The organism is Paracholeplasma brassicae (assembly GCF_000967915.1).
GTDB lineage: Bacteria > Bacillota_I > Bacilli_A > Acholeplasmatales > UBA5453 > Paracholeplasma > Paracholeplasma brassicae.
Window position 1 is genome coordinate 1,620,187 of record NC_022549.1, and the last position, 13,375, is coordinate 1,633,561.

The 13,375-nt window shown below is 36.0% G+C and carries 11 protein-coding genes; 2 read left to right on the forward strand and 9 right to left on the reverse strand.

What is annotated here, in order from left to right:
• Positions 1–124 precede the first annotated feature (124 nt).
• A complete protein-coding gene (locus BN853_RS07515; protein ID WP_030005346.1) occupies positions 125–1,438 on the reverse strand; it encodes an MFS transporter in 1,314 nt (437 codons plus the stop codon).
• Positions 1,439–1,672: 234 nt separating this feature from the next.
• Here BN853_RS07515 and BN853_RS07520 point away from each other — a divergent pair, with 234 nt between their 5' ends.
• Together BN853_RS07520 and BN853_RS07525 are read left to right on the forward strand one after the other, a co-directional pair.
• Positions 1,673–3,073, forward strand: a complete 1,401-nt coding sequence (locus BN853_RS07520; protein ID WP_030005347.1) for a sodium/glutamate symporter — start codon at positions 1,673–1,675, stop codon at positions 3,071–3,073.
• Positions 3,074–3,179: 106 nt separating this feature from the next.
• Positions 3,180–4,133: a tocopherol cyclase family protein gene (locus tag BN853_RS07525; protein WP_030005348.1), complete on the forward strand. Its 954-nt coding sequence runs from the start codon at positions 3,180–3,182 to the stop codon at positions 4,131–4,133.
• Between the two features lie 76 nt (positions 4,134–4,209).
• On the opposite strand, the gene BN853_RS07530 is transcribed toward BN853_RS07525, so the two are convergent.
• From BN853_RS07530 to BN853_RS07560, 8 genes are all read right to left on the reverse strand, one after another.
• The gene (locus BN853_RS07530) at positions 4,210–4,785 is read right to left on the reverse strand and encodes a TetR/AcrR family transcriptional regulator (RefSeq protein WP_030005349.1); all 576 of its coding nucleotides are present in this window, start codon (positions 4,783–4,785) and stop codon (positions 4,210–4,212) included.
• On the reverse strand, positions 4,766–8,149 hold the full coding sequence (locus BN853_RS07535) for an efflux RND transporter permease subunit (RefSeq protein ID WP_030005350.1): 3,384 nt from the start codon (positions 8,147–8,149) through the stop codon (positions 4,766–4,768). The genes BN853_RS07530 and BN853_RS07535 overlap by 20 nt, the downstream gene beginning before the upstream one ends.
• A gap of 297 nt (positions 8,150–8,446) precedes the next feature.
• Positions 8,447–9,547, reverse strand: coding sequence for an RNA-guided endonuclease InsQ/TnpB family protein (locus BN853_RS07540; protein WP_030005351.1), 1,101 nt, complete (start codon positions 9,545–9,547; stop codon positions 8,447–8,449).
• Positions 9,540–9,947 carry an IS200/IS605 family transposase gene (gene tnpA, locus BN853_RS07545; protein ID WP_030004549.1) on the reverse strand — a complete coding sequence of 136 codons (408 nt, stop codon included), beginning with the start codon at positions 9,945–9,947 and terminating at the stop codon, positions 9,540–9,542. Before tnpA ends, BN853_RS07540 begins: the two co-directional genes overlap by 8 nt.
• A gap of 203 nt (positions 9,948–10,150) precedes the next feature.
• Positions 10,151–10,282: an EAL domain-containing protein gene (locus BN853_RS09240; RefSeq protein WP_084232994.1), complete on the reverse strand. Its 132-nt coding sequence runs from the start codon at positions 10,280–10,282 to the stop codon at positions 10,151–10,153.
• On the reverse strand, positions 10,278–10,553 hold the full coding sequence (locus tag BN853_RS07550; RefSeq protein ID WP_030005352.1) for a hypothetical protein: 276 nt from the start codon (positions 10,551–10,553) through the stop codon (positions 10,278–10,280). The genes BN853_RS09240 and BN853_RS07550 overlap by 5 nt, the downstream gene beginning before the upstream one ends.
• Before the next feature lie 52 nt (positions 10,554–10,605).
• Positions 10,606–12,057, reverse strand: coding sequence for a phytoene desaturase family protein (locus BN853_RS07555; RefSeq protein ID WP_030005353.1), 1,452 nt, complete (start codon positions 12,055–12,057; stop codon positions 10,606–10,608).
• On the reverse strand, positions 12,054–13,277 hold the full coding sequence (locus tag BN853_RS07560) for an AarF/UbiB family protein (RefSeq protein ID WP_030005354.1): 1,224 nt from the start codon (positions 13,275–13,277) through the stop codon (positions 12,054–12,056). The genes BN853_RS07555 and BN853_RS07560 overlap by 4 nt, the downstream gene beginning before the upstream one ends.
• Positions 13,278–13,375: the final 98 nt, after the last annotated feature.

Here is a 13,375-nt window from a genome sequence, read left to right on the forward strand (position 1 = left end):
ACAACAAAGAAAAAACAATACCTTTAGAACAATCAAAATATCTCTTTTTTTGAAAAAAAGACGAAATCATATAAAAAACAATCATTTATGATGAAAAAACCTCACATATGATTGTATTTTATCTCTATTGATGATTTTTAATCGCTTGATTCACATAATGGATCGGATAAAAACTAAGAAGCCCTACAATCGCCCCAGCAATAAAGATACCAGGGTTAGGAATCGATTGTAATACGCCAAACTCATCGATAAACGTGCCTTTACCTTGGCTTATCACAAATGCCCCAATGAATGGTCCAATCACCATGGGGATTAGAATAAAGAAAATCATTCGAATCCCGCTAAAGACACCCACGTAGGCCTTAGGAACTAAATCACGATAAAGGCTATTTAATACCACCATCGCCCCTAAGTAAAAGCCCATCATCAACACACCAAAAATCAATGTCAAAAGAAAACTAATGCCGTCGTTCTTTTGATAGTAAAATCCTAAAAACCCTAAGGCAAACATCGAAAGAACATAGATCGCCACACTTAATGTCAAATAGCCTTTTTTACCGCTTTTATCGACCTTTCTTCCAAAAGATATGCTAAGAATCGATGCTAAAATGAGCACAGCACCTAGTAATATGACGTAATTTCCAAAGCCCATGTAAAACTCAAAATATATGATGAAATACGGCAAAAAGATTTGTTGCGCAATCCCTAAAATAGAGACCACAACAAAAATCAAATACATTGGTTTGTTTTCTTTGATCGTAGTTATTCTAAACCCATGAAACAAATCCTTAAGATATGACGACTCTTTTTTTTCAAGTGGGGCATCCTTAATCATAAAAAGACCAATAAAACCCACAAGAAAGACGAGCACGCCAACGCTTAAGAAAAACAAAAACCACTGGCCATTTTTAGTAAATCCATCAAAACCCCCAAATACCAAAAGCATACCAAACAGAGGCATACTCGATAATACCCCTTCGACTTTTGCCCGGTTTGATGACGTTGTATTATCCGTCACCCACGCATTAAACGCCGCATCGTTTGCACTTGATCCGATGAAAGTCATGAGACAATCTAACACAATAATCAAAAATACGGTTAAAAAGACCACATCAACATTCGGAAACAAACGGCTGACGTTATCTTTTGTTATCAAGGCGAACAAAACAATCGATAAGCCCCAAAACAAATACCCATAACTCATAAAGACTTTGCGTTTTCCGATTTTATCGGATAACGCCCCCATCGTTAAGGTTGAAAAAGTAGCGATAACACCTGAAATGGAAACCATATAGGCAATCGCTTTTGGGTCATAGGTGACTGTCTTATAAATATAGACATTCAAATACATGTTTTCAATCGTCCATGCCACCTGTCCGATTAAACCAAACAAAACTATAATTAACCACTTCTTACTCGTTAATCTTGACTCATTCATTTTATTTCTCCCATAAGCTTATTTTTAGCTCTATTATAGCACATAATCAGAACCAATCAGTGAAATTAAAACGACTGATTGTTCATTGATTATTGATCCAAAACACATAAACTTGGGATAGATTATCGCCAACAACGGGATAAAAAGTGTCCAGTTTCTAGCAATTTGTGGTAAAATAAGCCTGCTAGATTACATTATGTAAAAAGTAAATATCAAATTTAAAGGAGTTTTAATATGACACCAAATCAAATCGGATTAAGTATCTTGGTACTAGCGATTGCTTTATTAATTGCTAAAATCATTCGGATCAATTTTAAGATATTTTCTAAGTTCTTTCTACCCTCTTCTGTAATCGCTGGTTTTTTACTACTGATGATTGGACCAGAGGTTTTAGGCAAGTTCTTAGATAAAAGCCCTTATGGGTTATTAACGGTCGAAATGCTCACCGTATTTAAATCCTTACCGGGTTTATTAATTACGATCATTTTTGCAAGTCTATTCATCGGTAAAAAACTACCAAAAGTTAAAGATATTTGGAAGACCGCAGGTCCTCAAGTCGCCTTTGGTCAAACACTTGCTTGGGGTCAATACGTTGTTGGTACGCTTGTTACCTTACTCATACTTGTGCCCTTCTTTAACGCAAGCCCAATGGCTGGTGCGTTAATTGAAATCGCCTTTGAAGGTGGACATGGTACAGCCGCTGGTTTAAAAGACACGTTTATTGAACTTGGCTATCCGGATGGTGCTGAACTCGCCATGGGGCTTGCGACGGTTGGAATCGTCTTTGGCGTATTGATTGGCGTCTTTATGATCAACTGGGCCGTAAGAAAAGAAAAAACCGCCTTTTTGAAAGAGAAAAAAGATATGGACGTAACGGAGGTCACCGGCATCATTCCAAAAGAAGAACGTGTGCCGACGTCATTTATGACTGTATCGCCTGAATCCATTGAACCTTTAGCCCTTCACTTAGGTGTGATTGCAATGGCCGTTGTTTTTGGTGTATTAATGCAAAAAGGCCTCATTTGGATTGAAGACATCACTTGGGGAAAAACAGGTTTTTACATGTTTAAATACATTCCACTGTTTCCACTTGCTATGCTTGGCGGAGTTATCGTGCAGTTTTTTATTAACAAATTTGATAAACCCGAAATCATTAACCGTCAAATGATTGTCAGACTACAAGGCCTTGCACTCGATTTCTTGTTGGTTGCTGCAATCGCTGCGCTTTCATTAACGGTAATTGGATCAAACATCGAGGTATTTTTAATTCTAAGCATCACAGGTATTTTATGGAACACACTGGTCTTTATGTTTTTAGCTAAACGTATGTTACCTGAATACTGGTTTGAAAGAGGCATTGGGGATTATGGCCAATCCATGGGAATGACCGCGATTGGTTTAATGCTGATTAGAATCGTCGATACCAAAAATAAATCCAAAGCCCTCGAAGCCTTTGGCTATAAACAACTCTTGTTTGAGCCATTTGTAGGTGGGGGGATTATGACTGCAATTTCAGTACCTCTAATCTATCAATTTGGTTTAATCCCTGTGTTTATCATTACACTTCTGATTACACTATTTTTCTTACTACTTGGTTTATTTCACTTTGGTAAGAAAAAACAAACAACCAAATAATCGAAAAACGTGTGCACTTTTTGTCGTGCACACGTTTGTTTCATTCTTGCACATATTCCTAATCCTTGATAAAATAACGCATACGCTCTAAAAAGGAGAATCATTAATGGCACTAAAGCACATCAAACACCCCGAGCTCTTTCAAGGGTCTAAAAAGAAAAACAATTACTTTGAAGGTTGGTACTTCAAGTTTGTTAGTAAAAAAGAAGAAAGCTCAATTGCATTTATCCCTGGGGTTTCAATCAACAAAAAAGACCCACACTGTTTTATTCAAGTATTCATCAGCACAAAAGACTCTTTAAAAACACATTACTTTAAGTTTCCTTTAAGTGATTTCACCTACAACAAAGATGAATTTAAAATCGATATTAATCACAATCATTTCGAAAAAGATTATGTTCGAATTCACTTAACAGACGAACAAACCACTATCTCTGCAACCTTTGATTTAAACTCACACACCCCGATTAAGACAAACTTCTATCAACCAAACATCATGGGGCCATTCGCGTATTTGAATTTTATGGAATGTTATCATGGGATTGTCTCTATGCGTTCAGTTTTTAGTGGACATTTAACAATCAATCAAGAGACCACCACTTACAAAGACGAGGTTTCCTACATTGAAAAAGATTGGGGTAAATCCTTTCCTAGTAAGTACATCTGGCTTCAGTCAAATCATTTTAAAAACGAGAAAACGTCTTTCATGTTTTCTTACGCAGTGATCCCATTCAAACTTTTCTTCTTCAAGGGATTGATTGTTAACCTCATCTATGACAACAAAGAATACAGATTCTCAACCTATAACCGATCAAAAATCACGATAGAATCCTTAGATTCGATGACGTCTTCATTCAAACTTAAAAAAGGTAGCTACACCTTAGTGGTGACAGCCAAAAAAGAGAAAGATGCCGTGTTGATATCCCCAACAAATGGACAAATGATCAACACCATAAAAGAAGGTCTATCTGGGACCATCACTTTAAAGCTATATCATAAAAAAACACTTCTTTATGAAGACACAGGTATACACGCTGGGATTGAATTAATGTGGGATTAATCATAAAAAGATACGAACCGACTTTTTAGTCAATTCGTATCTTTTTTTCTCTATAAGTTGTTGATTTTAGAAGTTACTAATTTAATATCTTCTTCAGTTGTTCTAGCGTAAACTCGAGTGCTTCTTCATCATTCATCTTCATGTCATTATTTGCTTGTTGAAGTATAAGCCCTGAAATCAATGCTTGAACAACGTACTTATGTTCTTTTCTTGGTACTAAGATTTGATTATCCAAAATACCCTTTTCAAAAATTCGGTTAAACCTATCCGTCATGTTTGATTGAATGACTTTAATGCGTTCTTCATGCACTCTTGATAAAAAAGGCACTTCTTTGATGCTTTGATTCATAATCGCATCCATCAATTGTTTGGCATCTCTCATGACCTTTAGAATTAAAGACAGTTGAAACCGCATTTGCTCATTAAAATCGCCTTCAATCAAATCGGTTAACAAGATGCCTTCATACGTCTGTAATAAATATAGATAGGTATTTGATATCATCTCATCTTTACTTTTAAAATACTCATATACCGTGCTTTTACCGATGTTTGCTTCTTTTGCAATTTGATTTAAAGAGAGCTCCGATAAATTACTACCATCTTTGATGTGATTAACAACCACTTCAATGATTTTATCTTTGGTTTGAATCATCTTGAATCGCTTCTTTCTTAATATTCTTCCTATTAAATAACGCGTAAACCACTGGAATGACTAGTAGGGTTAAAATGGTTGAGTATAGTAAGCCACCAATCGCAGTAATTGCCATCGGTTGGAGTAACTCTGAGCCTTCACCAATACCTATTGCCATCGCACCAAGACCAAGAATGGTCGTAAGTGAGGTCATGAAAATTGGACGCAGTCTGGTTTTCCCGGCTTCAATAATTGCATCAGTTACCCCCATACCATCTTCTCTTAATTTATTGATATAGTCAATAAGAACAATCCCATTATTGACTACCACACCAACTAAGATAATCAAGCCCATCATAGAAACAAGACTTAAATAGCCGCCAGTGACAAATAACCCAATCATCCCACCGGTAAACGCAAGTGGAATCGTCATTAGAATGATGAATGGATAAACTAGGGATTGGAACTGAATGGCCATCACCATGTAGACAAGCAATATCGCTACGACTAACGCTAGACCTAAATCACTAATTGCAGACACAATTTCTTCTGATTCACCCGCAATTTCTACACGATAACCCATACCATAAGCCTTAAACTCATTAGAGTTCAAATACGAATTAATCTTTTGATTTACCTCGCTAGAAACAAGTGTTACATTATAACCTTCTTCGATTTGAGCTGTCACATTAAAATATCGTTGACTACCGTCGGTATTGATCACACTAAATCCTGTAACGTATGATACATCTGCAATTGGATTAGTTGTCTCAAATAAAGAAACACCTAAACTACTTAATGAAACAAGCGTACTTAGCGGATCTGTATCTTTTACAATCATACCACCATCAACTTTTAAACTTGAATCAACAACCAAACGCAGTGGTAGTATTGGAACAACTTGACCTTCAATTACTTCAAAACCACTAGGCATAATTGTATAAATACTGCCATTATTAGCTACATATTGATCAATCAAAGCTTGTGTGCTTGAATCAAACACATAAACACCTGATAAGAAATCTTGATAACTGCCAAACGCTTCTAAAGATATCCCTGCTTGAAGTGACTCGTTTGGTAGATTGATATCATATATAATGCCATCTAATGTCACAGTGGCTTCATTACTTGCCCCTAGGGCATCAAGACCAACAAACAGATTAGAAATGCTCTGGTTAAAATCTTTAACTGTCAAATTGTGTTTGATTGCTTCTTCTTTGATTACCGTCACTTTGACATTATTCTCACCCACACTAATACCGTTATCGGCTTTTGTTATGCCTTCTGAATCATTTAAAATAGAAACTAAATCATTGGTGATTTGTTCTAGCGTATATAAATCATAACCAGAAACCTTAATATTAATCCCACTAGAGCCTAAGAGAGCCCCTGTGCTATTTTGTGAACTCACGGTTGATTCAATTAAATTAAATGAACTTAAGTGATCGTATTTAAACTCACTGACTAACGCTCGTATTTCTTTTTCTAATGTCTTCGTATTCTTACTTCTGTTTTCATCTAAGGACACACTAATAGAAATATCCGAACTTGAGCCCATCGCCATTAGATTCATACCACCAGAAGCCCCAATCGATGCACTCACAGATTCAATGTCTTTTCCAAACGTTGAAAGTAGTAATTCTGTTAATTCATCGGTATAAGTCGCTTTATCACTAAAACTTGTGCTTGAGGAGGTAACCACACTAATTGAAACCACGCCTTCATCAGACTCAGGAATTAAGATCAATCCTTTTCTTGCAACTAAGAAGGTCGATAACACGAGTAATACCACCACCGAAACAAGCGTTAGTACTTTTCTTTTTAAGGTAAAACTAACCGCTTTTTCATACGCCAGTTTTAACCCTTTGATCCATTTACCTTCTTTTTGAGGTTTTTGATCATTTAATAAGCGTGAAGCCATTGAAGGCACCACGGTTAACGCAATAAATAAGGAAGCACCCAAGCTAAACGCAATGGTTAGTGCCATCGACATAAAGATATCTGCAATCATCCCTTCAATAAAGACAATCGGTAAGAAAACAGCGACCGTCGTGATTGTTGATGCTGTAATCGCACCTGCTACTTGTTTAGCACCTTCAATTGCAGCTTCTGTTTTTGACTTACCAATGGAAATCATACGGTAAATATTTTCAATCACAACGACCGCATTATCCACAAGCATGCCGATAGCAAGTGCAAGACCACCCATTGAAATTAAGTTCAAACTCACCCCAGCAAAATACATCAACATAAATGAGGTGATTACAGAAATCGGTATCGCTAGACCAACAATCAAGGTTGGTTTAATATCTTTTAAGAACATAAATAGTATCACAATGGCTAGTAAGCCACCAATGATTAGATTTTGTAAAACAGATCCAATCGATAAGTTAATGTACTCACCTTGGTCTAATATCACTTCATAATGCGCACTCGAATCTTCTTTTACTAACTCATCCATTCTAGCTAAGATGGCTTTTGACACATCGGTAATTGCCACATTCGATTGTTTGGTAAATGAGACTTGAATGCCTTGTTGTAAGTTAATCTTTGAATACGTATCAGTATTCGCATTTACATACTTAATCCCACCCTCAATGCTCAAGTCTTCTAAGTAGATAACTTCATTATTGATGAATGTAATCGGTAAAGCTTTAATCTCATCAAGAGATGCAATTTCATTACCCAAATAAAGCATGCGAAGTTGCCCATTGTCAAGCGCAACCCCAACCAAACCAGAAATGTTTTGGTTTTCAATGGTTTGTAAGACCTGATCGTGTGTTAACGACACCGCTGCAAGCTTAGTTTGATCTAAGTTAATCTCTAAGACCACATCGGCATTACCAGTAATACTGACATCAGCAACCCCAGGAATACTTTGTAGTTCTTGTAGAACCGTTTCATTTAACCACTGTGTGTTTAGAATCAAAATCTCATCATCTGTTAAATCCGCCTCGTAGTCTTTAAATAAGGTTAACGTAACAACCGGTAACATATCTGGACTGATGCGTAGAATTCTCGTACTACCCACGCCACTTGGAAACGAAATGTTGTTTAAGAGTTCCCTCATTTCAACCACAATTGAATCCATGTTTGATCCTTCACTAAAGGTAATCATAGAAATCCCAAAATGTTCGTTTGACATCGAAGAAATCTCACTAAAATTACCAATTGTGGCAACACTTGCCTCTATTTTTTTGGCGACTTCTTTTTCAACGACCTCAGGACTTGCCCCTTGATAATCTGTAATTGTCACCACATATGGTAGTTCTAAATCAGGAAATAGTGTCAAAGGCAATCTCGTTAAAGAAAACGCCCCTAACACCACTAGAATTAAAACACCCATTAAAACGGTGATTGGTTTTTTTACACTGTATTTACTCATAAACCCTCCTATACCGACCGACCGGTCGGACTGCTAGTTTGTATTATATCAATTAATTATTTAACAAGCAACAAATATACCATAAAAATAACAAAAAAGAGATTCTATAAAAAGAACCTCTGATTGTTTTTCTTTGCCTACTTAGGGTTTTACTCGGTTGATTGCCTCACCTTAAATCAGTGGCTTACTGAGTGAACTACCCACCACTTAATCGAAGTGGGGGCTTCCTATCCAAACCGATGTACCCACCAGTGACTCAATAGGCTATCCCCGTAGTCCCTACGGTTCTGAATCCTTTTATAACTGAAATGCTAACTTATATTGTCTTAATCCTTCTCTGTTGATATTGATCGCTGCGTTATGATCTCTATCAAGATGTAACTCACAATTTGGACAATAATAGACTCTCTCAGATAACTTCAAATCTGTTTTGATGTCCCCACAACAACTACATCTCTTAGATGATGGATACCACTGATCCATCATCATCAGGCTTTTACCCTGTGTTTCTAACTTGTACTTTAAGAAGGATACAAATCTAGTCCAACCAAATCTAGATATCTGTTTGGCGTAATATGGACTTGTTTGAGACATATCTATCAGATTCAAACCTTCTACACTCACCAAATCATAACGCTTGGCTATCGCGTTAGATAGTTTATGTAGGAAGTCATCTCTTTTATGTTTGATTCTTTCATATAACAAGGCGATTTCTAATGCCTTCTTATCATAGTTACTAGACCCTTTGACTCTTCTAGATAAACTTCTTTGTAGGATTCTTAATGTCGTAAAGTCTGTTTGAATGGCTTTAGGATAATCCATCTTGAATCCTTGGTCATCTATATAGAAATGATTCATTGAGAAATCTAGACCTATTGAATGATTGACTGCTTGTTTCTTAATCTCTATTTGGTATTCATATAGAATAGAAACATAATACTTACCTGTACTTGTTTTAGATACCGTAACGTTCTTTATAGACATATCACTAGGTATGGTTCTGTGTTGTTTGATTTTAACATCACCTAGTTTAGGTAGTTTGATATAACCCTTCTTTAGTACGATATTGTTATTAACGAAATTAGTCGTATAACCATAGTCTTGTTTCTTAGAGTGAAACTTAGGCAGGTCTTGTTTTCGTCTAAAGAACATTCTAAAGGCTTTTTCTAAATTGAGTTGGGTATTGGCTAAGGATAACGAGTCAATATCCTTTAAGAAGGGATACGTATCTTTATACTGAGCAGGACGGTTATATAACATGCCCTTAGTTAACTCATAATGTTTTTGTTTGTCTTCTAACATCTTATTCCATAGAAAGCGATTATGGCCTAAGGTCATATGAATCAAAGTCTTTTGAGTGTCCGTTGGATAGATTCTAAACTTAAAGGCTTTATTCATCTTTTTCACCCTGACTTTCGATATACTGTTTAATCACATCGATCGGTGCACCACCCGAAGTTAACAAACAAAAACTTTGACTCCAAAAGTAAGACTGCCATAACTTGTTACGTACAGATTCAAACTCTTGTTTGATTAATCGAGATGAAGCTGATTTATAGGCATTAATGAATTTGGATAGTTCGGTTTTTGGGTGACTCCTAAATAAAACGTGAACATGATCTGAATCGTGGTTCCACTCAATTAAGGTAATATGATAATTAGTAGCTATATTTTCAAAAATCTCTTTAGCACGATTAGAGATGTCATCTGTAAAGACTTCACGTCTATATTTAGTGACTAAAATCAAGTGATACCACAACATAAAGACTGAATGTGAATTCGTGTCTAATTTTAACATTATATAGCCTTCTTTCCGTAATTATACCGAATGTTCATTATATTTATATTATACCATGTTTTATATATAATATTCCAAAAAAAAACAAAAAAATCAATTCATCCCGCTACCTATAGAGGAAGGGGACTTCTTGATTAGATTGTTAAATAGCCTTGAATCAGATCACAACCAACAGAATCCAAGTATGACTTTTGTTCTAATGTTTAAACACCTTCTGCCACTGCTTTGTACCCCATTTTATGAATAATAGATACAATGTCGGTTGTAAGTAAGCGATCGGTTTTTGTTGAAAGAATACGGTCGATAAAATACTTATCAATCTTTACGTAATCAATAGGGTAATGGTATTTCTGTTAGAATGTGACTTGAAATCAAGAGTTTTTCTTCAATCAATCCTGAGATGATCTCAAATGCCATCATTGAGTTTTCGATCGAAGTTTGAGAGCTTTCGACCAATCCAGAGACCTTTTCCTGATAAATTTCTGGTTGTTTTACCTTTTCATTTTGGACTGAGTTAATCGCAACCCCTGTAAAAAATAGCGTAATGATCACTGACAAGCCAATAAAAAAGTAAATATAAAATTTTAAGTGCTTGTGCTTACTCAAACGTTATGTCCCCCATATCTCCCTAAACAAAACCAAGTTGCTATCTTTTGCTTTATAGATAGTTTTTTAATATTAATGCCGACTGATAGATCGTTGGCAACCCAGAGCCTGGGTGTGTGCCACCACCAACCAAATACACGTGATCAATCTCTTCAAATTTGTTTTGTGGTCTTCTGTTTAACATCTGACCTAAGTTATGCGCTAAATTAAAGACCGCCCCTAGGTAAACGTTGTGATTTTTTTGCCAATCGTTTGGCGTAATGACTTTTTTAGCCACGATGTGATCTTCAATTTTGATGCCATAGGTTTGATTTAATAGCTTAATAGCCTTTTGTGTGAGTTCGTCTTTTCGGTTTTCAAAATCAATTGTAGATGCTACGTTTGGTACAGGCATCAACACATAAAGACTTGAGTGTCCATCCTTAGCATAGGATGGGTCTGTTTTCGAAGGATTATGCACATACAAACTAAAGTCATCAATTAACTCATCATTCATCAGCCCTTTTAAATAGCTTTCGTAATCCTTAGAAAAAATAATCTCATGATGATTAATGTCTAATATCGTATCTAGTCCTAAATAAAGCATGAACGTTGAAACGCTGTATTTTTTCTTTGCAAGTTTTTCTTTCTTGTATTTCTTTAAATTGTCTTGGCTCACTAAGTTATCCATCGCGTAAGCAAAATCCGCATTAATGATCACTTCATCAAATAAATGCGTCTCATTACTGATTCTTAACCCATACGCTTTTTGATCTTTGACTAATATTTCTTCTACTGGTGTGTTTAGATGCAAATGCCCACCTTTGGCTTGAATGATTTTAGCCATTTGTTCGCTGATTTGGTTTAACCCACCTTTAACGTGGTATAGACCAAGATCGTGTTCTAAAAAGGGTAGAATTGTAAATAACGATGGTGCCTTGTAAGACGCCATCCCCAAATACTTCGCTTGAAAGGATAATGAATGAATGAACGCTTCGTTCTTTGAAAACTTAGACAAGTTTTTATAAACCGATTGAAGCGGGTGCACGTATGGTGCCATCCTTAAAACGTCTTTTCTAAAAAAGTGGGTGTAATTCGGAAATGGTTTTTTAAGTATCGGTGCCGCTAGTTTTAATTTCTTTTCTTGTGCTTGATACCATTTAACGTAAGCATCGCCTAAGCCTTTTTGGTACTCCTCATACATTAAATAGTTTTTTTCTTTGTTTTTATTCATATTAAATGTGACGTCATTAAAACGCAGTTTATAAAGTTCGTCTAATTGAATTAGTTCTAAGTGATCCCTTAAATTCTCACCGGCTTCCTTAAAAACATCTTCTAGAATTTCTAAATACATTAAGAAGGTTGGGCCTAAATCAAATTGATACCCTGACACATCCATTCGTTGATTTCTACCACCGACTCGATCGTCTTTTTCAAACACATGCACTTCATAGCCTTTAGTCACTAACACCATCCCAGCGGATAGCCCACCAGGGCCTGCCCCGATAATCGCAATTTTTTTCACTTTCTTACCTTCTTTCTAGCTTCATTGAATTCTTCAATAAACCGTCTCATCTCAACCATTAAAACCGTATCTGGTGCGCCTTTTAAGACCATCCCATCCAAATACATCATACTCTTAATGATTGGAAACATTCCTTTTTCAAACTCCATACCGGAATTAACCCCAAGCTTGATGGTTTCCATCATTTTTTTGGTTAACGATTCTTCGCTGACGGTAGTACCTTCAAAACCGACGTAGAGTTTTAATAGTTTTTCTTTAAATGCCTCATATTGTTTGCCGTGGATTTCGACTTCTGCCATCTCATTTAAGCTTTTTGCACAACCCTCAAAGTCGTAATAAGCCAAATGTGCCATGAAATTAAATAGTCCGGTTTGAATTTTAGTGCCTACTTTAGAAATCGCACCCGTATCGATAAAGTAGTAGTTTTGATCTTTAATGATTAAATTACCTGGGTGAAGATCTCCATGAAATGTCCCTACTAAAAAGATATAGAACCCGTGGATATGGAAGATCTCTAAAATATCATTAAACGGCAACTTCTTTTCCTCAAGTAATAAATCAACGGTCGGTCCTTCAATGAACTCTGATACCAGCACATGTTCATTTGACAACGCTTCATAGAGCGTTGGAAACTTTAAACGGTCTAAACTAAAATCGTCCTTATTCTTTAAATAAATCTCTTTTAGTACCTTGGCGTGTTTGATTTCATTTCTTAAATCAAGCTCAGCAAGGGTATATTCTTCAATGTGTTCAATAATGCCTTGTGGGTCAGCCACTTTTTTTAATTTGGGATAGAAGAAAATAATAAAAGAAATAAAACGTCTTAAAGACCTGACGTCTTTTTCGAATTTCTTCTTGAAGTCTTTTTTGATGAACTTAATCACGACTTCCTCTCCATTTTTTAGTCGTGCTCGGTGGACTTGTCCCACCGAAGCACTGCCGATCGGCTCTTCATCAAAGTACTCAAACTGATCTAGGAAGTCTTTGTTTGTGTAACTTTGAATCAGTGCTTTCGTATCTTCTTTTAAAATGGGGGTTGTCTTGGTGTATAACTTTGATAAATGAACGCACGTTGCCTCACTTAAAAAATCAATTCTTAAGGCGAAGGTTTGCGCGATTTTAACCGCTAATAACCCTTCATTTTGAATGAAATCCAAATCAGGCAATCGTTTTTTATTAAATATCTCTCTAAATAGTCTGATAAACCTTAGCCATCTCATTTGTTCACGTCCTTTTCCTTATTATATCAAGAATCACTTCATAAAAACGTAAAAATCTTGACAATTCTCATATGAAATTCTGTTAAATTCTATTTGAA

Bases quoted from the DNA above. Each gene is read 5' to 3' on its own strand.
- BN853_RS07520 (WP_030005347.1), top strand. From the start codon at position 1,673: ATGACACCAAATCAAATCGGATTAAGTATCTTGGTACTAGCGATTGCT.
- BN853_RS07530 (WP_030005349.1), bottom strand. From the start codon at position 4,785: ATGATTCAAACCAAAGATAAAATCATTGAAGTGGTTGTTAATCACATC.
- BN853_RS07535 (WP_030005350.1), bottom strand. From the start codon at position 8,149: ATGAGTAAATACAGTGTAAAAAAACCAATCACCGTTTTAATGGGTGTT.
- BN853_RS07515 (WP_030005346.1), bottom strand. From the start codon at position 1,438: ATGAATGAGTCAAGATTAACGAGTAAGAAGTGGTTAATTATAGTTTTG.
- BN853_RS07540 (WP_030005351.1), bottom strand. From the start codon at position 9,547: ATGAATAAAGCCTTTAAGTTTAGAATCTATCCAACGGACACTCAAAAG.
- tnpA (WP_030004549.1), bottom strand. From the start codon at position 9,947: ATGTTAAAATTAGACACGAATTCACATTCAGTCTTTATGTTGTGGTAT.
- BN853_RS07525 (WP_030005348.1), top strand. From the start codon at position 3,180: ATGGCACTAAAGCACATCAAACACCCCGAGCTCTTTCAAGGGTCTAAA.
- BN853_RS07560 (WP_030005354.1), bottom strand. From the start codon at position 13,277: ATGAGATGGCTAAGGTTTATCAGACTATTTAGAGAGATATTTAATAAA.